The 25,061-nt window shown below is 44.0% G+C and carries 16 protein-coding genes, 7 tRNA genes and 2 rRNA genes; 22 read left to right on the top strand and 3 right to left on the bottom strand.

What is annotated here, in order from left to right; genetic code table 11:
* Window positions 1-17: 17 nt before the first annotated feature.
* From VCA1004_RS11070 to VCA1004_RS11050, 5 genes are all read left to right on the top strand, one after another.
* Window positions 18-94, top strand: a tRNA-Ile gene (locus tag VCA1004_RS11070).
* Window positions 95-129: 35 nt separating this feature from the next.
* Window positions 130-205 (top strand) — tRNA-Ala (locus VCA1004_RS11065).
* 308 nt (window positions 206-513) lie between these two features.
* Window positions 514-3,401, top strand: a 23S ribosomal RNA gene (locus VCA1004_RS11060).
* A 137-nt stretch (window positions 3,402-3,538) separates the two neighbouring features.
* A 5S ribosomal RNA gene (rrf, locus tag VCA1004_RS11055) occupies window positions 3,539-3,654 on the top strand.
* Window positions 3,655-3,721: 67 nt separating this feature from the next.
* Window positions 3,722-3,798: transfer RNA gene (locus tag VCA1004_RS11050), tRNA-Asp, on the top strand.
* A 529-nt stretch (window positions 3,799-4,327) separates the two neighbouring features.
* Here VCA1004_RS11050 and pssA read toward each other — a convergent pair.
* Both pssA and VCA1004_RS11040 read right to left on the bottom strand, forming a co-directional pair.
* Window positions 4,328-5,668 (bottom strand): CDP-diacylglycerol--serine O-phosphatidyltransferase, encoded by a 1,341-nt coding sequence (gene pssA, locus VCA1004_RS11045; protein ID WP_086981803.1) that lies wholly within the window; start codon window positions 5,666-5,668, stop codon window positions 4,328-4,330.
* Window positions 5,669-5,754: 86 nt separating this feature from the next.
* Window positions 5,755-6,192 (bottom strand): GNAT family N-acetyltransferase, encoded by a 438-nt coding sequence (locus tag VCA1004_RS11040; RefSeq protein WP_086981802.1) that lies wholly within the window; start codon window positions 6,190-6,192, stop codon window positions 5,755-5,757.
* A gap of 66 nt (window positions 6,193-6,258) precedes the next feature.
* Here VCA1004_RS11040 and murB point away from each other — a divergent pair, with 66 nt between their 5' ends.
* Together murB and birA are read left to right on the top strand one after the other, a co-directional pair.
* Entirely contained in the window at window positions 6,259-7,317 is a 1,059-nt protein-coding gene (gene murB / locus VCA1004_RS11035; RefSeq protein ID WP_086981801.1) for a UDP-N-acetylmuramate dehydrogenase, read from the top strand.
* Window positions 7,318-7,328: 11 nt separating this feature from the next.
* Window positions 7,329-8,303, top strand: a complete 975-nt coding sequence (birA, locus tag VCA1004_RS11030) for a bifunctional biotin--[acetyl-CoA-carboxylase] ligase/biotin operon repressor BirA (protein WP_086981800.1) — start codon at window positions 7,329-7,331, stop codon at window positions 8,301-8,303.
* A gap of 12 nt (window positions 8,304-8,315) precedes the next feature.
* On the opposite strand, the gene coaA is transcribed toward birA, so the two are convergent.
* Window positions 8,316-9,239, bottom strand: coding sequence for a type I pantothenate kinase (gene coaA, locus VCA1004_RS11025; protein ID WP_086981799.1), 924 nt, complete (start codon window positions 9,237-9,239; stop codon window positions 8,316-8,318).
* 206 nt (window positions 9,240-9,445) lie between these two features.
* On the opposite strand from coaA, the gene VCA1004_RS11020 reads away from it, so the two are divergent.
* The 15 genes from VCA1004_RS11020 to VCA1004_RS10950 all read left to right on the top strand — a co-directional run bounded on the left by VCA1004_RS11020 (window position 9,446) and on the right by VCA1004_RS10950 (window position 25,061).
* Window positions 9,446-9,521: transfer RNA gene (locus tag VCA1004_RS11020), tRNA-Thr, on the top strand.
* Between the two features lie 54 nt (window positions 9,522-9,575).
* A tRNA-Tyr gene (locus tag VCA1004_RS11015) sits at window positions 9,576-9,660 on the top strand.
* A gap of 61 nt (window positions 9,661-9,721) precedes the next feature.
* Window positions 9,722-9,796 (top strand) — tRNA-Gly (locus VCA1004_RS11010).
* A gap of 14 nt (window positions 9,797-9,810) precedes the next feature.
* Window positions 9,811-9,886 (top strand) — tRNA-Thr (locus tag VCA1004_RS11005).
* Window positions 9,887-9,985: 99 nt separating this feature from the next.
* The gene (gene tuf / locus VCA1004_RS11000) at window positions 9,986-11,170 is read left to right on the top strand and encodes an elongation factor Tu (protein WP_086981798.1); all 1,185 of its coding nucleotides are present in this window, start codon (window positions 9,986-9,988) and stop codon (window positions 11,168-11,170) included.
* Between the two features lie 252 nt (window positions 11,171-11,422).
* On the top strand, window positions 11,423-11,800 hold the full coding sequence (gene secE, locus VCA1004_RS10995; RefSeq protein WP_086981797.1) for a preprotein translocase subunit SecE: 378 nt from the start codon (window positions 11,423-11,425) through the stop codon (window positions 11,798-11,800).
* Window positions 11,801-11,811: 11 nt separating this feature from the next.
* Window positions 11,812-12,360 (top strand): transcription termination/antitermination protein NusG, encoded by a 549-nt coding sequence (nusG, locus tag VCA1004_RS10990; protein WP_086981796.1) that lies wholly within the window; start codon window positions 11,812-11,814, stop codon window positions 12,358-12,360.
* A gap of 145 nt (window positions 12,361-12,505) precedes the next feature.
* A complete protein-coding gene (gene rplK, locus VCA1004_RS10985) occupies window positions 12,506-12,934 on the top strand; it encodes a 50S ribosomal protein L11 (RefSeq protein WP_086981795.1) in 429 nt (142 codons plus the stop codon).
* 4 nt (window positions 12,935-12,938) lie between these two features.
* Window positions 12,939-13,643 (top strand): 50S ribosomal protein L1, encoded by a 705-nt coding sequence (gene rplA / locus VCA1004_RS10980; RefSeq protein ID WP_086981794.1) that lies wholly within the window; start codon window positions 12,939-12,941, stop codon window positions 13,641-13,643.
* Between the two features lie 277 nt (window positions 13,644-13,920).
* Window positions 13,921-14,415, top strand: coding sequence for a 50S ribosomal protein L10 (gene rplJ / locus VCA1004_RS10975; protein ID WP_086981793.1), 495 nt, complete (start codon window positions 13,921-13,923; stop codon window positions 14,413-14,415).
* A 57-nt stretch (window positions 14,416-14,472) separates the two neighbouring features.
* Window positions 14,473-14,841 carry a 50S ribosomal protein L7/L12 gene (rplL, locus tag VCA1004_RS10970; protein WP_086981792.1) on the top strand — a complete coding sequence of 123 codons (369 nt, stop codon included), beginning with the start codon at window positions 14,473-14,475 and terminating at the stop codon, window positions 14,839-14,841.
* Between the two features lie 278 nt (window positions 14,842-15,119).
* On the top strand, window positions 15,120-19,148 hold the full coding sequence (rpoB, locus tag VCA1004_RS10965; RefSeq protein ID WP_086981791.1) for a DNA-directed RNA polymerase subunit beta: 4,029 nt from the start codon (window positions 15,120-15,122) through the stop codon (window positions 19,146-19,148).
* Window positions 19,149-19,239: 91 nt separating this feature from the next.
* Window positions 19,240-23,439, top strand: a complete 4,200-nt coding sequence (gene rpoC / locus VCA1004_RS10960) for a DNA-directed RNA polymerase subunit beta' (RefSeq protein ID WP_086981790.1) — start codon at window positions 19,240-19,242, stop codon at window positions 23,437-23,439.
* A 270-nt stretch (window positions 23,440-23,709) separates the two neighbouring features.
* A complete protein-coding gene (locus tag VCA1004_RS10955) occupies window positions 23,710-24,219 on the top strand; it encodes a helix-turn-helix domain-containing protein (protein WP_086981789.1) in 510 nt (169 codons plus the stop codon).
* Window positions 24,216-25,061: an IS3 family transposase gene (locus VCA1004_RS10950; RefSeq protein ID WP_086981067.1), complete on the top strand. Its 846-nt coding sequence runs from the start codon at window positions 24,216-24,218 to the stop codon at window positions 25,059-25,061. The genes VCA1004_RS10955 and VCA1004_RS10950 overlap by 4 nt, the downstream gene beginning before the upstream one ends.

The following is a 25,061-nucleotide window of genomic DNA, read 5'->3' as shown; positions in this document are numbered from 1 at the left end:
GAAAAGAGTTTCATGTTGGGTCTGTAGCTCAGCTGGTTAGAGCGCTCGCCTGATAAGCGGGAGGTCGGTGGTTCAAGTCCACTCAGACCCACCAATCTTTCCTAAAAGATTGGTCAACATGATTTCGATGGGGCTATAGCTCAGCTGGGAGAGCGCCTGCCTTGCACGCAGGAGGTCTGCGGTTCGATCCCGCATAGCTCCACCATCTTTAAGCGCATTTACGAATGCTTTTAAAAATGGTTTCGTAAGAAACTCTTTGCTCTTTAACAATTTGGAAAGCTGACTGATAACGACTTTATGTTGTTATCAAATAAAAGTTCTCAATGTTTATCTTAAAGATAAACACACAACACACATTCAAGTGTCTTGTATTCTAGTTTTTATCTACTTTTTCATAAAAGTAGGCAAAAACATCTATTGAGTCCGGCAACGATATTTAAGATTACCCTCTTAAATATCAACAAACTAAAACCTTATTTAGTTGAACATACATAAGACCCTTTTGGGTTGTATGGTTAAGTGAATAAGCGTACACGGTGGATGCCTAGGCAGTCAGAGGCGATGAAGGACGTATTAACTTGCGATAAGCGTAGATTAGGCAGTAAAAGCCACTTGAGTCTACGATTTCCGAATGGGGAAACCCAGTTGCATAAGCAACTATCATTAACTGAATACATAGGTTAATGAGGCGAACTCGGGGAACTGAAACATCTAAGTACCCGAAGGAAGAGAAATCAACCGAGATTCCGAAAGTAGCGGCGAGCGAAATTGGATTAGCCCTTAAGCTTTTAATGATGCAGGTGAACAAGCTGGAAAGCTTGGCGATACAGGGTGATAGCCCCGTAACCGACACATCATAATCAGTGAAATCGAGTAAGGCGGGACACGTGTTATCCTGTCTGAATATGGGGGGACCATCCTCCAAGGCTAAATACTCCTGACTGACCGATAGTGAACCAGTACCGTGAGGGAAAGGCGAAAAGAACCCCTGTGAGGGGAGTGAAATAGAACCTGAAACCGTGTACGTACAAGCAGTAGGAGCACCTTCGTGGTGTGACTGCGTACCTTTTGTATAATGGGTCAGCGACTTATATTTAGTAGCAAGGTTAACCGTATAGGGGAGCCGTAGGGAAACCGAGTCTTAACTGGGCGTCGAGTTGCTAGGTATAGACCCGAAACCAGGTGATCTAGCCATGGGCAGGTTGAAGATTGAGTAACATCAATTGGAGGACCGAACCGACTAATGTTGAAAAATTAGCGGATGACTTGTGGCTAGGGGTGAAAGGCCAATCAAACCTGGAGATAGCTGGTTCTCCCCGAAAGCTATTTAGGTAGCGCCTCGGACGAATACTACTGGGGGTAGAGCACTGTTAAGGCTAGGGGGTCATCCCGACTTACCAACCCTTTGCAAACTCCGAATACCAGTAAGTACTATCCGGGAGACACACGGCGGGTGCTAACGTCCGTCGTGGAGAGGGAAACAACCCAGACCGCCAGCTAAGGTCCCAAAGTATAGCTAAGTGGGAAACGATGTGGGAAGGCTCAGACAGCCAGGATGTTGGCTTAGAAGCAGCCATCATTTAAAGAAAGCGTAATAGCTCACTGGTCGAGTCGGCCTGCGCGGAAGATGTAACGGGGCTAAGCTATACACCGAAGCTGCGGCAGTACAGTTTACTGTGCTGGGTAGGGGAGCGTTCTGTAAGCCGTTGAAGGTGAACTGAGAAGTTTGCTGGAGGTATCAGAAGTGCGAATGCTGACATGAGTAACGATAAAGGGAGTGAAAAACTCCCTCGCCGGAAGACCAAGGGTTCCTGTCCAACGTTAATCGGGGCAGGGTAAGTCGACCCCTAAGGCGAGGCTGAAAAGCGTAGTCGATGGGAAACGGGTTAATATTCCCGTACTTCTTACAAATGCGATGGGGGGACGGAGAAGGCTAGGTGGGCCTGGCGATGGTTGTCCAGGTTCAAGTGCGTAGGCTGATTTCTTAGGTAAATCCGGGAAATCTTAAGGCCGAGACACGACGTCGAGCTACTACGGTAGTGAAGTCATTGATGCCATGCTTCCAGGAAAAGCCTCTAAGCTTCAGTTTGTAAGAAATCGTACCCCAAACCGACACAGGTGGTCGGGTAGAGAATACCAAGGCGCTTGAGAGAACTCGGGTGAAGGAACTAGGCAAAATGGTACCGTAACTTCGGGAGAAGGTACGCTCCTAGCGGTGATGAGACTTGCTCTCTAAGCTGCCGGGAGTCGCAGATACCAGGTGGCTGCAACTGTTTATTAAAAACACAGCACTGTGCAAAATCGTAAGATGACGTATACGGTGTGACGCCTGCCCGGTGCCGGAAGGTTAATTGATGGGGTTATCTTCGGAGAAGCTCTTGATCGAAGCCCCGGTAAACGGCGGCCGTAACTATAACGGTCCTAAGGTAGCGAAATTCCTTGTCGGGTAAGTTCCGACCTGCACGAATGGCGTAATGATGGCCACGCTGTCTCCACCCGAGACTCAGTGAAATTGAAATCGCTGTGAAGATGCAGTGTACCCGCGGCTAGACGGAAAGACCCCGTGAACCTTTACTACAGCTTGGCACTGAACATTGACCCTACATGTGTAGGATAGGTGGGAGACTTTGAAGCATTCACGCCAGTGGATGTGGAGTCAACCTTGAAATACCACCCTTGTAGTGTTGATGTTCTAACTTAGCCCCATTATCTGGGGTGAGGACAGTGCCTGGTGGGTAGTTTGACTGGGGCGGTCTCCTCCCAAAGAGTAACGGAGGAGCACGAAGGTGGGCTAAACACGGTTGGACATCGTGTGGTTAGTGCAATGGCATAAGCCCGCTTGACTGCGAGAATGACAATTCGAGCAGGTGCGAAAGCAGGTCATAGTGATCCGGTGGTTCTGAATGGAAGGGCCATCGCTCAACGGATAAAAGGTACTCCGGGGATAACAGGCTGATACCGCCCAAGAGTTCATATCGACGGCGGTGTTTGGCACCTCGATGTCGGCTCATCACATCCTGGGGCTGAAGTCGGTCCCAAGGGTATGGCTGTTCGCCATTTAAAGTGGTACGCGAGCTGGGTTTAGAACGTCGTGAGACAGTTCGGTCCCTATCTGCCGTGGGCGTTGGAAGATTGAAGGGGGCTGCTCCTAGTACGAGAGGACCGGAGTGGACGAACCTCTGGTGTTCGGGTTGTCATGCCAATGGCATTGCCCGGTAGCTAAGTTCGGAATCGATAAGTGCTGAAAGCATCTAAGCACGAAGCGAGCCCTGAGATGAGTCTTCCCTGGCACTTTAAGTGTCCTAAAGGGTTGTTCGAGACTAGAACGTTGATAGGTTGGGTGTGTAAGCGCTGCGAGGCGTTGAGCTAACCAATACTAATTGCCCGTGAGGCTTAACCATACAACACCTAAAGGGTTTTGATGGACTTAATAGATATAAGACATGCTTGAATGAGTGTGAGAACGAGTTAGAGATAACAAAGCAGCTTTCCGAATTAAGTTAAAGCATCATAAATGATGTTTTAACAAAAGAATTTGCTTGGCGACCATAGCGCTTTGGACCCACCTGATTCCATGCCGAACTCAGAAGTGAAACGAAGTAGCGCCGATGGTAGTGTGGGGTCTCCCCATGTGAGAGTAGGACATCGCCAGGCTTACTTTCCGTTTTTAGATTTTAGAAAAATCTAAAGGCAAAAGTTTGAAATACTGAATAGACACTGCGGAGTGGTAGTTCAGTTGGTTAGAATACCGGCCTGTCACGCCGGGGGTCGCGGGTTCGAGTCCCGTCCACTCCGCCACTTATTTTAAAATCCTGATTCGAAAGAGTCAGGATTTTTTCGTTTATGCTAACCTAAAAAATTAATTGTCTAGATTACTCCCGTTTCTAGTGCATATTTTTGTTACCCTGCCGGTGCTCTCCAAGAAACGATTCCATGCATGACACACCTTTTCGATAATATTCTGGTAGTTTTATACCAAGGGTACAAAATAACTGCGCCTCCTTGTTGGTTAAAAGGCTTGATAACGACTTTATACTTTTGTTTATAAAAACGTTGATTATAGAGCCTCTATTTATTGAAAATTTCAGCCTTGTTCTCAAGCCTTTTTCCTACGTAATGTCTGACTCTCCAATTGGTGTGATTGGTTATTTTCATACTTATTTTATCGACTTTAGCTTTGGTGAATAGGTTAGGAGCTGGATAATGCTGAAATAGCTTTGTGAGGTTGGTTGTTATTGGATAGCTAAATGTGGTTCAAGGGCGTGAAGGATAAAAAAGCCTAACGGGATAGGTTAGGCTTCAGTGGGATTATTCATCGTGATCGCGATTATAAAATCTGTTTTAAAATACGATCAACTTTAACTCTTTTTATCTTGCGAATAAGCTTTTGGACTTCTTCAGGGTAACTGTCGATGGTATCTAACTGTTTAAAGCTTCCAATCAGAGTGGTGTGTTCTAAGATTGAAGATAACTCAAGCTCAAACTGTGCAGTTAGTTTTTGTGCAGGGTCTTGGATCAAGAGTCCATTTTCTAAGTCAAGCTTCCAAGCTCGTGGGTTAAGGTTATTACCCGTCAATAACATGTATTCTTTATCGACCCACATACCTTTTAAATGAAAACTATTGTTGTCGTGTTTCCATAAATGAATAGAAAGTTGGCGACTGGCAATATGTGCTTCATTGATACGAGCGAAATGACGCAGGTTGATTTCGTATAGATAAGGTAACCCTGCAATGGTTTTGAATTCTTCTTCTGGCGGAATATAGAAGTCATTTGCGGTCTTATCACCAACAATAATCGTGACTTTAACACCTCGTCGAATGGCGCGTTTGACTTCTTTTGCAATGCTTTTAGGGAAGTTAAAGTAAGGCGTTAGAATGGTAATCTCTTTTTCGGCACAGGCAATAAGATTATTGATGTGCAAGTTCAGTTTATTGCGACGCTTACCGACACCAACCAAAGGAGTGATTCCCACTTCATCGTCAGAACGTGTTTCTGGTGTAAATTGATAATGCGATTGAGTGAGAGAGGTTCGGAATTGTTTAATCGCTGTTTTTAATGATTTAGTGCTTGGTCGCTCTGGTTGAGATAAACAGTTTACGGCACTGTTATTGCTAATATAGTGTTGGATATATTGCACCATGGTATTGGCGAGCGTTGGGTTTGTCATTACATGGTAGCGATCAAATCGATATTTATCATTCTGGTGTAAATAAATATTGTTGAGGCTAGCACCGCTGTAAATCACAGTATCATCAATAATAAAACCTTTAAGGTGTAAAACACCAAACACTTCTTTACCACGTACCGGTACCCCTAAAATAGAGATAGGGTGTTGGTATTTTTGTGCAAACTCTTTATATAACGCCGCATTTCCTTCACTGTGTTGTGCGCCAATTAATCCTCGTTGTGCGCGGTGCCAATCGACACAAACAGTAATGTCTAGTTGTGGATTGCGCTGCTTAGCTTCGTATAATTCAGTGAGGACTTCTCTACCGGCTTCATCATTTTCTAAATATAAAGCGACTAGGTAAATGCGAGATTTTGCTTGTTTTATTTTAGACAAAAGCCGATCACGAAATTGGTGTGCAGAGAAGAGCACTTCAAATTTTGTTGGATCTTGCGCTATGGTAGGTAGCTGTTCCAGTAAATTCTTACTAGCTATCATATTTAATAAACCTTACATGCTGCTAATGTCTAAGAGACGACATTTTATCAAATAACGGATAAATATTCCTATATATCGCAGCGAAGTTATGTCAGAACTGTTGCTTTATATTGCATTGGTAACAGTTTTTTACCGTTTGCCGTGTAACGTTGGAATAGCTGCTGCAATGAAGGAGGCAAGGTTTCAGGAGTGATGGTGATAAAACCGCAAGATTGATACAGGCATTCAAGATGATCATAAGCAAAGCAGAAGGTATCTGAATTCACATGATCTTTGTGGCAAAAATTGAGCAATTGATGGGCAATACCTTGCTGACGATACTCTGGAATAACCAAAAGCCCCGTTAATAAAGAATAGTGTTCGATAGGGCGAAAGCGTACCACGGAAATAATTTGTTGCTGCACATAACCCACAACAATGACTTCTGACTTTTTGGGTTTAGCCGAAGGGTAGAAGTGCTTATATATCGGCTTAATAAGAGGCAACTTCATAGGGTCAAGTTGCTGAAAGTTAACTTCAATCATACAGAGACTGTGTTTATTGGGTGTATAAGGTAGAATATTACGACACAAGTTTAGGTAATGAAATCTATGAATGTAAATAACAACGTAAATCTAAAACCATTCCATACCTTTGGTATTGATATGCCGTGTGATGTCTTAGTTGAAGCGACAACGATAGAAGATATTATGGCGGTTTATCGTAACCCCGAGTGGGAATCATTACCTAAATTGATCTTAGGAAAGGGCAGTAATGTGTTGTTTACGGAACCCTTTCATGGTGTTGTGATCATCAATCAGCTATTGGGGAAATCCATTACTGTGGAAGAAGATGGCATTTTGTTAACCGTCTCCGGTGGTGAAGATTGGCCAAGTTTGGTTGAATGGTCTTTAGAGCAAGGCTTATCTGGATTGGAAAACCTGGCCATGATTCCCGGCTGTGCAGGCAGTGCCCCTATACAAAATATTGGTGCCTATGGCGTTGAATTTAAAGATGTTTGTAGTTATGTCGACTATGTGGATTTAACGACTTTTAAACGAGTAAGATTATCCGCAGAAGAGTGTCGTTTTGATTATCGTGATTCTATTTTTAAGCATGAATTATTAGGTCGTGTGATGATTGTTGAAGTGGGGTTGAAGCTTCCAACCACTTGGGCTCCTACTTTAACCTATGGCCCACTAAAAGCGGATAAAGATTTATTGACGACCCCACGTGAAGTCTTTGATTTAGTTTGTGATATTCGAGGTACAAAATTACCGGACCCTCAAGTCACTGGCAACGCGGGCAGTTTTTTCAAAAACCCTATTATCTCCTCAGAAAGCTTTCAGACATTACAAGCTTTGTATCCAGAATTAACAGGTTATCCGGTGACGGATGGTGTCAAAATTGCGGCTGGTTGGTTGATTGACCGCTGTGGATTGAAAGGACATCAAATTGGAGGGGCACAAGTTCACCCTCAACAAGCGCTGGTTATTGTTAATGTAGGTGAAGCAACCGCCACGGATATCTTGGAATTGGCTTGGTTTATCAAATTAGCCGTGAAGGATAAGTATGGCGTCGAGTTGGAGCATGAAGTGCGCTTTTTTGATAGCCAACAAGAAACACGCTTAGAAGCCATTTTTGCTCAGAGCCAGCCATTTTCTCACTAAGGTTGCTATTCATGTCTGAAAATAAATACAAACAACATACGCTTAAATTAGAGATTATTAAGCAATTGTCTGATGGGCAATTCCATTCTGGTGAAGAGTTAGGTGAACAATTTGGGATATCAAGAGCGGCGATCAGTAAGCATATTAAGGGTATTCAACAATGGGGCATCACCATCCATCGAGTTCAAGGAAAGGGTTATCAATTATCACAGCCGTTAGATTTATTAAATGCTGAGGTCATTCAGCAAGCCTCTAGTGTTCCTATTGAGTTAATTCCGATCATCGACTCAACCAACCAATATCTATTAAATACGATGGGTGACAAGCCGAGTGGCTCGGTATGTATTGCTGAATATCAATCTCAAGGCCGAGGTCGCCGAGGCCGTCAATGGCAGTCCCCTTATGGCTCGAATTTATATTTTTCAATGTATTGGAAACTTGAATCAGGGGTCGCCGCTGCCATGGGGTTAAGCTTGGCAATTGGTGTCGCTATTGTGGATGCCTTACAAGGATTGGGCGCTCAAGATATTAAATTAAAATGGCCGAATGACTTATATTATCAAGATAAAAAGCTAGCGGGGATTTTAGTTGAAATGTCGGCGCAAACCGGTGGTGAGGCTCACTTGGTGATAGGAATGGGGCTCAATATTGATATGCAAATCGATCAAGAAGTTATCGAGCAACCATGGGCCAACTTAAATCAAGTTTTTCAAGGGGCTTTGCCTTCACGTAATGAGATTGTGATTGCGCTGATTCAAGCTTGGCATACCGTACTAGAGCAATACGAAGTTCAAGGCATGCAAGGCTTTGTAGAGCGATGGAATGCGTTAGATAACTTTAAAGATAAGCCGATCAAATTAATCATGGGTGACAAAGAAGTTCACGGTATTGGTAAGGGTATCAACGCACAGGGCGGTATTGTGTTACAAACTGAGCAGGGCCTAGAAACTTATGTTGGTGGTGAGATTTCTCTGAGAAAAGCCTGATAAGCAGAAGTGCTACTTTCTTAGCAGCACTTCTTCCACCATGTGGTTTTGACCTTTACGTAAGATCAACTGAGCACGATCTCGAGTCGGTAAGATGTTTTGCTTGAGGTTAACCCCGTTGATCGTCTGCCAGATACTCTTCGCTTTATCGATTGACTGCTGCTCTGTGAGTTGAGTGTAATGGCTAAAATAGGATCCTGGCTTAGTGAAGGCCCCTTTGCGCAGCTTCATAAAGCGAGAGACATACCAGTCTTCAATTTGATGGGTATCGGCGTCCACATAGATAGAAAAATCTAAAAAATCCGAAATAAACACTTTAAATGGATTATGTGGATAGTCGTTACCACTTTGCAGAACGTTTAATCCTTCAATAATCAAGACATCCGGTTGATCAACAATTTTTACTTCATCGGTAATATCGTAAGTAATGTGTGAGTAAACAGGGACTTGAATTTGTCGCTTACAAGCCTTCACATCACTTAAAAACTCCACCAATGACTTAGTATCGTACGACTCAGGAAAGCCTTTTTTGGTCATCAAATTATGGTCAAGAAGTTTTTGATTGGGATGAAGAAAGCCATCCGTTGTGATTAGCTCTACCTTGGGGTGATTTTCCCAACGTGATAACAAGGCGGTCAATAAGCGAGCGGTCGTACTTTTGCCGACAGCCACACTGCCTGCAATACCAATAATAAACGGTGGAGACTTCTCTTGTTTATTAAAAAATTGATGCAGAACTTGATTACGGCTTTGTCGCGCTTCAACATAAAGATTCAGCAAGCGAGAGAGCGGTAAATAGATTTGGGTGACTTCATCCATTGAGAGATTTTCATTAATCCCTTGCAGCTCTTTTAAATCGTCAGGAGTTAGGGTCATCGGGACGGAATTACGTAATTCTGACCACTGACTTCTGTTGTAAGAAAGATAAGGACTCATAAAAGGACTCTAAATAACCCAAAAGGATGAGCGAAGATACACCAACCCGACACGTTTTCAAATAACTGTTGATGGACTTTAGTGATAAATTAATGAATTTTTGCTGTATTTATGCACAATTTACGATTCTATTAAGGAAAATAATGCTTTTTTGCATTTTACTCTTGCAAGCTTTTCGAACATTCAATAGAATTCGCACCACTTGCGCCGACTTAGCTCAGTAGGTAGAGCAACTGACTTGTAATCAGTAGGTCACCAGTTCGATTCCGGTAGTCGGCACCATTTTCTGTTTAATAAGCAATTTTTATAACAGAGTGGCAAGCAATAAAAAATTTTGGAGGGGTTCCCGAGTGGCCAAAGGGAGCAGACTGTAAATCTGCCGGCTCCGCCTTCGATGGTTCGAATCCGTCCCCCTCCACCATATTCGCGTTCATGTTATGAATGCAAAAAATTGCGAAAATAGCGCTCAGAGTTACACGTGTGCGGGCATCGTATAATGGCTATTACCTCAGCCTTCCAAGCTGATGATGCGGGTTCGATTCCCGCTGCCCGCTCCAGCCGTACTTGTGTTGCTGATATAGCTCAGTTGGTAGAGCGCACCCTTGGTAAGGGTGAGGTCGGCGGTTCAAATCCGCCTATCAGCACCAGCTTTAAGCAATATTTTCCTTTTGATATATACTTAATTACCATTTTTTTGGTTGCGTGGTCATCAAAGCCACCTAAATCCGTACCTAGAGGGACTATCCATGTCTAAAGAAAAATTTGAACGTACGAAACCGCACGTAAACGTTGGTACTATCGGCCACGTTGACCACGGTAAAACTACTCTAACTGCAGCTATCTGTACGACACTTTCTAAAGTGTACGGCGGTTCAGCTCGTGACTTCGCTTCAATCGATAACGCTCCTGAAGAGCGTGAGCGCGGTATCACAATCGCTACTTCTCACGTAGAGTACGATACTCCAACTCGTCACTACGCACACGTTGACTGCCCAGGACACGCCGATTACGTTAAAAACATGATCACTGGTGCTGCGCAAATGGATGGTGGTATCCTAGTTGTTGCTGCAACTGATGGTCCTATGCCTCAAACTCGTGAGCACATCCTACTTGGTCGCCAAGTTGGTATCCCTTACATCATCGTATTCATGAACAAATGTGACATGGTTGATGATGAAGAGCTTCTAGAGCTAGTTGAAATGGAAGTTCGTGAACTTCTATCTGAGTACGACTTCCCAGGTGATGATCTACCAGTAATCCAAGGTTCAGCTCTAGGCGCACTAAACGGCGAAGAGCAATGGGAAGCGAAAATCATTGAGCTTGCAGAAGCACTAGATTCTTACATTCCTGAGCCAGAGCGTGCAGTAGACCAACCATTCCTACTACCAATTGAAGACGTGTTCTCAATCCAAGGTCGTGGTACGGTTGTAACTGGTCGTATCGAGCGTGGTATCCTACGCGTAGGTGACGAAGTAGAAATCGTTGGTATCAAAGATACTACAGTAACTACATGTACTGGTGTTGAAATGTTCCGTAAACTGCTTGACGAAGGTCGTGCAGGTGAGAACGTTGGTGCACTTCTACGTGGTACTAAACGTGATGACGTAGAGCGCGGTCAAGTACTAGCAGCTCCTAAATCAATCAACCCACACACAACTTTCGAATCAGAAGTATACGTACTTTCGAAAGATGAAGGTGGTCGTCACACTCCATTCTTCAAAGGTTACCGTCCACAGTTCTACTTCCGTACAACTGACGTAACTGGCGACATTCAACTACCAGAAGGTGTTGAAATGGTAATGCCTGGTGATAACGTACAAATGACTGTTACTCTAATCGCACCAATCGCGATGGACGAAGGTCTACGTTTCGCTATCCGTGAAGGTGGCCGTACAGTTGGTGCTGGTGTTGTAGCAAAAGTTATCGCTTAATAGGCAGACTTTACAGTTTAAATACGAATTGTATTTGACTAACGACTACTAAAAAGGGCATCATTTGATGCCCTTTTTCTGCGCTGAACAAAATGACGGCGAAATATAGCCATTTTGTAAGCAAATCAGCAAAGAAATGTATTAGATCTTTATCTAATTTATTTAGTTGATGGCTTGTCCTGAACTAATGAGTTAGCCCTGCCAAATGCGGGGTTATTGTCGTTTTTAGTAAAACTTATCACAGGTTTGTATATGAAAGCCAAAGCTGAAACTCACGAGAGCTCAAAAGCGGCCGATACCTTTAAGTGGTTGATCACTTTTGCACTGTTAGCTGCTGCCGTTGTGGGTAATTACCTGTATGGTGAAATGTCTGTTGCGATTCGTGCAGCAGCCGTTGTTATATTGATTGCAGCAGCGCTTGGCGTTGCCGCCCTAACAACGAAAGGTAAAGCTGCGATAGCATTTGCTCGTGAAGCAAAACTTGAAGTTCGCAAAGTGATTTGGCCGACGCGTCAAGAAACTATGCAAACAACATTTATCGTATTAGCTGTAAGTATTGTAATGGCTCTATTGCTTTGGGGAATTGACGGCATCATGGTTCGTCTAATTGCTCTAGCAACTGGAGTGTAAGGGGTTTAAACATGAGTGAAGCACCAAAAAAACGCTGGTATGTCGTTCAAGCCTTTTCTGGCTTTGAAGGCCGTGTTGCACAATCTCTTCGTGAACATATCAAAATGCACGCAATGGAAGATCACTTCGGCGATGTATTGGTCCCAACTGAAGAAGTTGTTGAAATGCGCGCAGGTCAACGTCGTAAAAGTGAGCGCAAATTCTTCCCAGGCTATGTATTAGTCCAAATGGTAATGAATGACGAATCATGGCACTTAGTACGCAGCATTCCGCGTGTTATGGGCTTTATTGGTGGCACCTCTGATCGTCCTGCCCCTATTACGGATAAAGAAGCGGATGCTATCTTGAACCGTCTTGAGCAGGCGAGTGAAGCTCCAAGACCGAAAACATTATTTGAAGCAGGTGAAGTGGTTCGTGTTACAGAAGGCCCATTTGCTGACTTCAATGGTACGGTTGAACAAGTTGATTATGAGAAGAGCCGCTTAAAAGTGTCGGTATCGATCTTTGGTCGTGCAACACCGGTTGAGCTTGAATTCAGTCAAGTTGAAAAATCGAACTAATAAATTTGCTTAATAAAGCACCAAAAGACTTGTTTTTAGCGTGAACTTTGACTACAATTTCGCGCCTTTTTACAGGTATTAATGTAAAGCAACGGGGAGCTGGTGAAGAGTCACTAGCGATTGTACCCAAAATTTAGGAATTAAAATGGCTAAGAAAGTAGAAGCTTATATCAAACTGCAAGTTGCAGCTGGTATGGCAAACCCAAGTCCACCGGTTGGTCCTGCACTAGGTCAACACGGTGTAAACATCATGGAATTCTGTAAAGCGTTCAACGCAAAAACAGAATCAATTGAGAAAGGTCTTCCAATCCCAGTTGTTATCTCTGTATACAACGACCGTTCTTTCACATTTGTAACTAAGACTCCACCTGCTGCAGTTCTTCTTAAGAAAGCGGCTGGCCTTAAGTCTGGTTCTGGTCGTCCAAACACTGAGAAAGTGGGTACTATCACTGACGCTCAAGTGCAAGAGATTGCTGAAACTAAAGCTGCAGATATGACTGGTGCTGACATCGAAGCGATGAAGCGTTCTATCGCGGGTACTGCTCGTTCAATGGGCCTAGTGGTAGAGGGATAAGATCATGGCAAAACTTACTAAGCGTATGAAAACAATCCGCGAAAAAGTGGATGTGACTAAAGAATACGAAATCAACGAAGCTATCGCTCTTCTTAAAGAATTAGCAACTGCTAAATTCGTAGAAAGCGTAGACGTTGCTGTTAACCTAGGCATCGATGCTCGTAAATCTGACCAAAACGTTCGTGGCGCAACAGTACTTCCACATGGTACTGGCCGTGAAATCCGCGTAGCAGTGTTCACTCAAGGTGCAAACGCTGAAGCAGCTAAAGAAGCTGGCGCAGATATCGTTGGTATGGAAGATCTTGCTGAGCAAGTGAAAAAAGGTGAAATGAACTTCGACGTTGTTGTTGCTTCTCCTGATGCAATGCGCGTAGTTGGTCAACTAGGTACTATCTTAGGTCCACGTGGCCTAATGCCAAACCCTAAAGTTGGTACTGTAACTCCTAACGTTGCTGAAGCAGTTAAAAATGCTAAAGCTGGTCAGGTTCGTTACCGTAACGACAAAAACGGCATCATTCACACCACTATTGGTAAAGCATCTTTTGAAGCTAACCAACTACAAGAGAACTTAGAAGCTCTTCTAGTAGCACTTAAGAAAGCGAAACCATCTTCAGCGAAAGGTACTTTCCTGAAGAAAGTAAGCATCTCTACTACTATGGGTGCTGGTGTTGCTGTTGATCAAGCGACTCTTAATACAACTGTTGCTTAATTAATTTGCTTAGGCGCGAAATTTGTGTATAATTTTGCGCCTAATTATGGTTGGAGTGTTGCTTATTTTGCCTGATTCTTTTTAGAAAATGGCAGAGCAAATGATGCTTCCATCCAAGACCGTAGGCGTTAATTGATTTTCATTAACTTAATAATACCTACGTAGATGGTGCCCGAACTGATGGTCGTATTTCATAAGAAATATTCATTTGGGAATGCACCGAAAGAACACTCATTATTTTAATGAGTGGTGTAACTACAACCAGGAGTAAATCCAAATGGCTTTAAACCTTCAAGACAAACAAGCAATTGTTGCTGAAGTTAACGAAGCAGCCAGTGGTGCACTTTCTGCAGTTGTTGCTGACTCTCGTGGCGTTGCTGTTGGCGCGATGACTTCTCTACGTAAACAAGCTCGTGAAGCTGGCGTTTACTTGAAAGTTGTTCGTAACACACTAGCTCGTCGTGCAGTTGTTGGTACAGACTACGAATGTCTAACAGACGTATTCGTTGGTCCTACTTTGATCGGTTTCTCTAATGAGCACCCAGGTGCTGCAGCGCGTCTTTTCAAAGACTTCGCTAAAGAGAACAAAAAATTCGAGATCAAAGCGGCTGCATTTGAAGGCGCTTTAACTGACGCTGATGTACTAGCGACTCTACCTACTTACGACGAAGCGATTGCAAAACTAATGATGTGCATGAAAGAAGCTTCTGCAGGCAAGTTGGTACGTACTATCGCTGCTGTTCGCGACCAAAAACAAGATGCTGCGGCTTAAGCCTTGCATTTTATTGGTTGCTAAATAAACTTATTGTTAACTTAAAAGAGAATTGTTATGTCTATTACTAACGAGCAAATCCTAGACGCAGTTGCAGAAATGTCTGTAATGCAAGTTGTTGAGCTTATCGAAGCTATGGAAGAAAAATTCGGCGTTTCTGCTGCAGCAGCTGTTGTTGCTGGCGGCGCAGCTGCAGGTGATGCTGCTGAAGAGCAAACTGAATTTGACGTAATCCTAACTGCTGCTGGCGGTAACAAAGTTGCTGTAATCAAAGCAGTACGTGGCGCAACTGGCCTAGGTCTTAAAGAAGCTAAAGGTCTAGTTGACGGTGCTCCAGCTCCGCTTAAAGAAGGCGTTTCTAAAGAAGAAGCTGACGCTCTTAAAGCACAACTAGAAGAAGCTGGTGCTTCTGTTGAAGTTAAGTAATTTATACTTAATTTCTTAGCCGAAAGGCTAATGGCTGGTGGTTAAATAACCACCGGCCTTTTTGCGCTGTAGGGTATAGATTAATTTTCCCGCTGTTTAGGCGTCTATATCCAAGCAAAAAACACTCCTAAAGCTCTGCTGAAATACAAACGTTCAGGTGAGGTTAGGGTGTCGCCACACAAAACAGTGTTGTTAGTCACTGTCCCCGTTATATCAATAGGTTGATATCAACGTGTCTTGGGCAGTTTGGGTCACTTATCAGCTAGCTGAGGAACCCCATGGTTTACTCTTATACCGAGAAAAAGCGCATCCGTAAGGATTTTGGTAAGCGTCCACAAGTTTTGGACGTCCCATATTTGCTATCGATCCAGCTCGATTCATTCGACAAGTTCATTGAACAAGATCCTGAAGGTCAATATGGTCTTGAAGCTGCCTTCCGTTCTGTTTTTCCAATTCAGAGCTACAACGGCAATTCTGAGCTGCAATACGTTAGCTACCGTCTTGGTGAGCCTGTATTTGATGTTAAAGAATGTCAAATTCGTGGTGTCACTTATTCGAAGCCGCTACGCGTTAAACTGCGCTTAGTCGTTTTTGATAAAGACGCACCAGCAGGTACCGTAAAAGACATTAAAGAACAAGAAGTCTACATGGGCGAAATTCCGCTGATGACAGACAATGGTACCTTCGTAATTAATGGTACTGAGAGGGTTATCGTATCCCAGCTGCACCGAAGCCCAGGCGTGTTCTTCGACAGCGATAAGGGTAAAACCCACTCTTCAGGTAAAGTTCTTTATAACGCACGTGTGATCCCTTACCGTGGCTCATGGTTAGACTTTGAGTTCGATCCTAAGGATAACTTATACGTACGTATCGACCGTCGTCGTAAGCTTCCGGCATCAATTATTTTGCGTGCACTTGGCAAGACAACCGAAGAAATCTTAGATATTTTCTTTGAAAAAGTACGTTTCGAAGTGAAAGACCAAACTCTACTTATGGAGTTGGTTCCAGATCGTCTACGTGGTGAAACTGCCTCATTTGATATTGAAGCGAATGGTACAGTTTACGTAGAAGCTGGTCGTCGCGTAACGGCTCGTCATATCCGTAATCTTGAAAAAGATGGCGTAGAATTCATCGAAGTACCAGTTGAGTACATCGTAGGTAAAGTTGCGTCTAAAGATTACGTTGATGAATCTACTGGCGAACTTATCGTTGCGGCGAACCAAGAAATTTCATTAGAAGCGTTAGCAAACCTTTCTCAAGCGGGTTACAAGAAGCTTGAAGTTCTGTTTACTAATGATTTAGACCATGGCCCATTCATGTCTGACACATTACGTGTTGACAGCACCACGGACCGTATTTCTGCACTTGTAGAAATCTACCGTATGATGCGCCCTGGCGAGCCACCAACAAAAGAAGCAGCAGAATCATTATTCCAAAGCTTATTCTTCTCTGAAGAGCGTTATGACTTATCGACTGTAGGTCGTATGAAGTTTAACAGCTCAATTGAACGTGAAGATGCGCAAGACCAAGGTATCCTAGACGAAGCGGATATCGTGGCAGTAATGAAGAAACTGATCGGTATTCGTAACGGTATTGGTGAAGTGGATGATATCGACCACCTTGGCAACCGTCGTATCCGTTCTGTTGGTGAAATGGCTGAAAACCAATTCCGTGTTGGTCTAGTCCGTGTTGAACGTGCAGTGAAAGAGCGCCTAAGTCTTGGTGATTTAGATGCGATCATGCCTCAAGACCTTATCAATGCTAAGCCGATTTCGGCAGCAGTGAAAGAGTTCTTTGGCTCATCACAGCTTTCTCAATTTATGGATCAGAACAACCCGTTGTCAGAAGTAACGCACAAACGTCGTATTTCTGCATTAGGTCCTGGCGGTTTGACACGTGAGCGTGCTGGCTTTGAAGTACGTGACGTTCACGTAACTCACTACGGTCGTCTATGTCCGATCGAAACGCCTGAAGGTCCAAACATCGGTTTGATCAACTCATTATCAGCGTTTGCGCGTTGTAATGAATACGGCTTCCTAGAAACTCCTTACCGTCGTGTTGTTGATGGTGTGGTAACGGAAGAAGTGGATTACCTATCTGCTATTGAAGAAGGTCAGTTTGTTATCGCTCAGGCGAACGCACACTTGACTGACGATAGCCGCTTTGCTGATGAACTTATTACCGCTCGTCAAAAAGGTGAATCAGGTCTTCACCCACGTGAACATGTTAACTACATGGACGTGGCAACAAACCAAGTCGTATCGATCGCTGCCTCGCTTATCCCGTTCCTAGAACACGATGATGCGAACCGTGCATTGATGGGTGCGAACATGCAACGTCAAGCAGTACCAACACTAAAAGCGGATAAGCCATTAGTAGGTACAGGTATTGAACGTAATGTAGCCGTTGACTCAGGTGTAACTGCAGTAGCGAAACGTGGCGGTACAGTTCAATCTGTTGACGCATCTCGTATCGTTATTAAGGTAAATGAAGATGAGCTTGTACCTGGTGAAGCAGGTATCGACATCTACAACCTAACTAAGTACACACGTTCAAACCAAAACACATGTATTAACCAACGCCCAACCGTATTGCCTGGTGAACCAGTAGCACGCGGTGACGTTCTTGCTGATGGTCCTTCAACTGACCTTGGTGAGCTGGCGCTTGGCCAAAACATGCGTATCGCATTCATGCCTTGGAATGGTTACAACTTCGAAGACTCCATCTTAGTCTCTGAGCGCGTTGTACAAGAAGACCGTTTCACGACGATTCACATTCAAGAACTTTCTTGTGTGGCTCGTGATACCAAGCTTGGTAGTGAAGAAATTACTGCGGATATTCCAAACGTGGGTGAATCTGCTCTGTCTAAACTAGACGAGTCAGGTATCGTTTACATTGGTGCTGAAGTGAAGGGTGGCGACATCCTAGTTGGTAAAGTGACGCCTAAGGGTGAAACGCAACTGACACCAGAAGAGAAGCTACTACGTGCGATCTTCGGTGAAAAAGCATCTGACGTGAAAGATACATCACTACGTGTGCCTAACTCTATTTCAGGTACGATCATTGATGTTCAAGTCTTTACTCGCGATGGCGTAGAAAAAGACAAGCGTGCGCTTGAAATTGAACAAATGCAGTTGAAAGACGCGAAGAAAGACTTAACTGAAGAGTTCCAAATTCTTGAAGGTGGTCTATTAGCACGTGTTCGTTCTCTGCTAATTTCTGGTGGCTTCTCTGAAGCGAAACTAGACGCTATCGATCGTAAACAATGGTTAGAGCAAACCTTAGAAGATGACGCATTGCAATCTCAGCTTGAGCAACTTGCTGAACAGTGGGATGAGCTAAAAGCTGACTTTGATAAGAAGTTTGAAACTAAACGTCGTAAGATCACTCAAGGTGATGATCTTGCACCGGGCGTACTGAAGATTGTTAAGGTTTACTTAGCCGTTAAACGTCGCATTCAGCCGGGTGATAAGATGGCGGGTCGTCACGGTAACAAGGGTGTTATCTCTAAGATTAACCCTGTTGAAGACATGCCTTACGATGAAAAAGGTCAACCTGTTGATATCGTGTTGAACCCACTGGGTGTACCATCACGTATGAACATCGGTCAGATCTTAGAAGTACACTTAGGTCTTGCTGCGAAAGGTATTGGCGACAAGATCAACCAGATGGTGAAAGAACAGCAAGAACTGGCTAAATTCCGTGAGTTCTTACAGAAAGTTTATGACTTAGGTGATACTCGCCAAGAAGTAAACATCGCTGAACTGTCTGATGATGAAGTACGTACTCTTATCGGAAACTTACGTGGCGGTCTACCAATCGCAACGCCAGTATTCGATGGTGCAAACGAACCAGCAATTAAAGAATTGCTTGCTCTTGCCGACCTTCCAACTTCAGGTCAATTAGACCTTTATGATGGTCGTACTGGTGATAAGTTTGAGCGTCCTGTAACGGTTGGTTACATGTACATGCTGAAACTGAACCACTTAGTCGATGACAAGATGCACGCACGTTCTACTGGCTCGTACAGCCTAGTAACTCAGCAACCACTTGGTGGTAAAGCTCAGTTCGGTGGCCAGCGTTTCGGTGAGATGGAAGTATGGGCACTAGAAGCATACGGTGCTGCTTACACGCTACAAGAAATGCTAACTGTTAAGTCCGATGACGTGAACGGCCGTACTAAGATGTATAAGAACATCGTAGATGGCGATCACAGCATGGAACCTGGCATGCCAGAATCGTTCAACGTATTGTTGAAAGAGATCCGCTCGCTAGGTATTAACATCGAGCTAGAAGACGAAGAGTAACTACGAACATTAGTAAGTGGGCTCGGATTAACCCGGTAGAAAAGAGGCGTTCAATGTTTGGGCGTCTCTTAACTCCTTACAGGAGCTGATTGTGAAAGATTTACTGAACTTTCTAAAAGCACAGCATAAGACCGAAGAATTTGATGCAATCAAAATCGGTCTAGCTTCTCCAGACATGATTCGCTCATGGTCTTTCGGTGAAGTTAAAAAGCCAGAAACTATTAACTACCGTACGTTCAAACCTGAGCGTGACGGTCTGTTCTGTGCGCGTATTTTTGGTCCAGTAAAAGACTACGAATGTCTTTGTGGTAAATACAAGCGCTTGAAACACCGTGGTGTTATCTGTGAGAAGTGTGGCGTAGAAGTTACACAAACTAAAGTGCGTCGTGACCGTATGGGCCACATCGAACTTGCTTCTCCAGTGGCACACATCTGGTTCCTAAAATCACTACCATCTCGTATCGGTCTATTAATGGATATTCCGCTACGTGATATCGAACGTGTTCTTTACTTCGAAATGTATGTAGTGACTGAACCTGGCATGACTGATCTTGAAAAAGGTCAAATGCTAACGGAAGAAGAATACTTAGACCGCTTGGAAGAGTGGGGCGATGAATTCGTTGCGAAAATGGGCGCTGAAGCGATCAAAGATCTGCTACACACCATGGACATGGCAGCGGAAGCTGAGCAAATGCGCGAAGAGCTAGAAACGACTAACTCTGAAACTAAGCGTAAAAAAATCACTAAGCGTTTGAAATTGGTTGAAGCCTTCATCGCATCAGGGAACAACCCTGAGTGGATGATCTTAACGGTTCTTCCTGTTCTTCCGCCAGATCTACGTCCTCTAGTACCACTAGATGGCGGTCGTTTTGCGACTTCAGATCTGAACGATTTATACCGTCGTGTGATCAACCGTAACAACCGTTTGAAGCGTCTTCTAGACCTAGCGGCTCCAGATATCATCGTACGTAACGAAAAACGTATGCTGCAAGAATCTGTTGATGCGCTATTGGATAACGGTCGTCGTGGTCGTGCGATCACAGGTTCTAACAAGCGTCCTCTAAAATCTTTGGCTGATATGATCAAAGGTAAACAAGGTCGTTTCCGTCAGAACTTGCTTGGTAAACGTGTAGACTACTCTGGCCGTTCTGTAATCACAGTAGGTCCATACTTGCGTCTACATCAGTGTGGTCTTCCTAAGAAGATGGCACTTGAGCTATTTAAACCATTCATCTACAGCAAGCTAGAATCTCGTGGCATGGCTACAACGATTAAAGCAGCGAAGAAAATGGTAGAGCGCGAAGAAGCGGTTGTTTGGGATATCCTAGACGAAGTGATTCGTGAACACCCAGTGCTACTAAACCGTGCACCAACACTGCACCGTCTTGGTATCCAAGCATTCGAACCTGTACTTATCGAAGGTAAAGCGATTCAGCTTCACCCACTTGTGTGTGCGGCATATAACGCCGACTTCGATGGTGACCAAATGGCGGTTCACGTGCCTCTAACTCTAGAAGCACAGCTTGAAGCACGTACATTAATGATGTCAACCAACAACATCCTTTCACCAGCATCTGGTGATCCGATCATCGTACCTTCTCAGGACGTGGTATTGGGTCTTTACTACATGACTCGTGACAAGATCAATGTGAAAGGTGAAGGTATGTACCTTGCTGGCCCTGCAGAGGCTGAGAAGGCGTACCGTACTAAGACTGCTGAGCTACACGCTCGCGTTAAAGTACGTATCACTGAAACTGTGGTTGATGAAGACGGTAACAGCACAACTTCAACGGGTATGGTAGATACCACTGTTGGTCGTGCCATGCTTTGGCAAATCGTGCCGAAAGGTCTGCCTTTCAGCATCGTGAACCAAAAGTTAGGTAAGAAGCAAATTTCTAACCTACTGAACGAGGCATACCGTAAGCTTGGTCTGAAAGATACGGTTATCTTTGCTGACCAAATCATGTACACAGGTTTTGCATACGCAGCACTTTCTGGTGTGTCAGTTGGTATCGACGATATGGTTGTACCGGCAGCGAAATACACTGAAATTTCTGAAGCAGAAGAAGAAGTACGCGAAATCCAAGAGCAATTCCAATCTGGTCTTGTAACTGCGGGTGAGCGCTACAACAAAGTTATCGATATCTGGGCGTCTACCAACGACCGCGTTGCGAAAGCGATGATGGATAACCTTTCTTCTGAAACTGTGATCAACCGTGATGGTGAAGAAGAACAACAAGAATCGTTTAACAGCATCTACATGATGGCTGACTCCGGTGCTCGTGGTTCTGCCGCTCAGATTCGTCAGTTGGCGGGTATGCGTGGTCTGATGGCGCGTCCAGATGGTTCAATCATCGAAACGCCGATCACAGCGAACTTTAAAGAAGGTCTAAACGTACTTCAGTACTTTATCTCAACCCACGGTGCTCGTAAGGGTCTTGCCGATACGGCACTTAAGACAGCGAACTCCGGTTACTTGACTCGTCGTCTTGTAGACGTTGCGCAAGATGTTGTGGTAACAGAACACGATTGTGGCACGTTAGAAGGCCTAGATATGATGCCTCATATCGAAGGTGGTGACGTTAAAGTTGCACTATCTGAACTTGCTCTTGGCCGTGTTGTTGCTGACGACGTGGTGAAACCAGGTACAGAACAAGTATTGATTCCACGTAACACTCTACTTGATGAGAAGTGGTGTCAAATTCTTGAAGAAAACTCGGTTGATAAGATCAAAGTACGTTCAGTAGTAACGTGTGATTCTGACTTCGGTTGTTGTGCAAACTGTTACGGTCGTGACCTAGCTCGTGGTCATAAAGTGAACCAAGGTGAAGCGGTAGGTGTTATTGCAGCACAATCTATCGGTGAACCGGGTACACAGTTAACCATGCGTACGTTCCACATCGGTGGTGCGGCATCGACAGCAGCAGCAGAAAACAGCATTCAAGCGAAAACAACGGGTACCGTTATCCTGCACAATGCTAAGTATGTAACCAATAAAGATGGCAAGCTTGTTATTACGTCTCGTGCTTCAGAAATGACTATCATTGATGAGTTCGGTCGTACTAAAGAGAAACACAAACTGCCATACGGTTCTATGCTAAGCAAAGGCGACAACGAAGCAGTAACTGCTGGTGAAGTTGTGGCTAACTGGGAAGCGCACACCATGCCAATCATCACTGAAGTGGCAGGTCGTATCCAGTTCGTAGACATGATTGATGGTGTGACTATCTCTCGCCAAACTGATGACCTAACTGGCCTATCTTCAAGTGAAGTTGTAGACCCAGCACAACGTCCATCAGCGGGTAAAGATATGCGCCCAGTGATCAAATTGGTTGATGCTCAAGGTAATGATGTAATGATTCCTGGTACTGATATGCCAGCAGCTTACTTCCTACCTGGTAAAGCTATCGTTAACATTGAAGACGGTGCAGAAGTGGGTATCGGTGATACTCTAGCTCGTATCCCTCAGAAATCTGGCGGTAACAAAGATATCACCGGTGGTCTACCTCGCGTAGCGGACTTGTTCGAAGCTCGTAAGCCTAAAGAGCCTGCGATCCTTGCAGAACACACAGGTACAGTATCGTTTGGTAAAGAAACCAAAGGTAAACGTCGCCTAATTATCACTCGTGAGGGTGGTGAGACTTATGAAGAAATGATTCCTAAGCATCGCCAGTTGAACGTGTTTGAAGGTGAAAAAGTGGAACGTGGTGATGTGATCTCTGATGGTCCAGAAACACCGCATGACATTCTACGTTTACGTGGTATTCACGCTGTTACTCAATACATTGCTAACGAAGTACAAGAAGTTTACCGCTTACAAGGCGTTAAGATTAACGATAAGCACATCGAAACTATCGTTCGTCAAATGCTACGTAAGTGTACAATCACTCACGCGGGTGATTCAGACTTCTTAGAAGGTGAGCAAGTTGAGTACTCACAAGTTAAAATTGCTAACCGTCAATTAGAAGCGGAAGGTAAAGAGCTTGTGCGTTACGAGCGAGATCTACTAGGTATCACTAAAGCGTCTCTAGCTACTGAATCGTTCATCTCGGCTGCATCGTTCCAAGAAACGACGCGCGTATTAACAGAAGCAGCAGTTTCTGGTAAACGTGATGATCTACGTGGCTTGAAAGAGAACGTAATCGTGGGTCGCTTGATCCCAGCAGGTACAGGTTATGCTTACCACCAAGAGCGTCAAAAACAACGCGAAGGTGAAGAGCAAGGCCCATCAGCTGAGCAAGCTACTGACAACCTAGCAGCGCTACTTAACGCTGGTTTCTCTGAAGAGTAATTCTCACGAGATTCACTAGAATAGACAAAAGGCACCTTCGGGTGCCTTTTTTAATTGTTGATTCAGGTTGAGCAAGCATAGCCATTGCTTATAGAAAGCGTATACTGCTGCGCATTATCCACGAGTTGTTGCTAAGTTTTTGCTATGCTTTATTTTTTTCCTCTGATTACGGTATTTATTTGGGCAGGAAATGCCATCATTAATAAAATGGCTTCGACCGTCATTTGAACTGACCCCCAATAGTTGGACACCAACATTGGGGGTTATTTTATGTCTAAGTACATCAGAGAATTAAAGCTGTGCATTGCTCAGCGTTGCCTTGATGGCGAATCATCGACATCTCTTGCAAAAGAGTTATCTATTCCTGCGAACCAAATTCGTTATTGGACTTCTGTTTACAGGATCCATGGTTCATCTTCATTTTTACCTCTTGATTATGAAAACTCCGCAGATTTTAAATTCTCGGTATTAAAATCAATGTGGGAAAATAACTGGTCTATAAGCCAAGCGAGTGCTGAATTCAATTTTTCTTCTAACGGGACTATTTCTGTTTGGTTAAAGCTTTATAATCAGTCGGGATTCCAAGGCTTACATTCCCGACCTAAAGGCAGACCATCTATGAAAACTCAATCAAATAAGCGTCCGACTAAACCTGATGAAGACATGTCACTTGATGAACTCAGAGAGGAACTGGCTTATTTGAGAGCGGAGAATGCTGTTCTAAAAAAGTTAGAGGAGCTGGACAAGTTAAAACGTCAAGCAGCAAAGAAAAAGCGTTGACTGTTCAAGCTCTAAAACACCAACACAAAATCCAGCATTTATTGCAATCCATTGGATTGCCCAAGAGTGTGTATTACTACCAATGCCAAGTGTTGAGCACTCCCGAGCCTTACGCGAATGAGATAGCGAGTATTGAAAGAATATTTCATAAGCATAAAGGTCGATATGGTTATCGACGCATTCATTATGCTTTACGTAGAGAAGGCATCTACTTAAATCATAAAACGGTTCAGCGCTTAATGGCAAAACTAGGGCTAAAATCGACCGTAAGACCGAAGAAATATCGTTCTTATAAAGGTGCGATTGGGCGTATTGCCCCGAATATTCTGAAGCGAGACTTTAAATCGACGAAACCAAATGAAAAATGGGTGACCGATGTGACGGAATTTAAAGTGGCAGGTGAAAAAGTCTATTTATCTCCTATCATCGATTTATTTAATCAAGAAGTCGTTAGTCATACTGTAGCGAGCTCACCTAAATTACATCTCGTGACCGAGATGCTAGAAAAAGCGACGAGTAAGTTAAGTCAAGCGTCCTCGTTAACTTTACATAGTGACCAAGGGTGGCAATACCAACACCGTGATTATCGTAACAAGCTAAAAGAGAAAAGAATAAATCAGAGTATGTCGAGAAAAGGAAACTGTCTTGATAATGCTGTGGCTGAAAACTTCTTCGCACTTTTAAAAACAGAAATGTACCATGGTTACCACTTTGACAGTGCTGAGCAACTTATGGCATGCATTGATGAATATATTGATTATTACAATAACGATCGGATTAAGGTGAAATTAAAAGGCCTAACTCCGGTAGAATACCGAAATCAGGCCTTAGAAGCCGCATAA

The sequence above is a fragment of the Vibrio aphrogenes genome (assembly GCF_002157735.2).
In the GTDB taxonomy this organism is placed as follows: Bacteria; Pseudomonadota; Gammaproteobacteria; order Enterobacterales; family Vibrionaceae; genus Vibrio; species Vibrio aphrogenes.
This window is presented reverse-complemented; position numbering and strand designations above follow the sequence as displayed.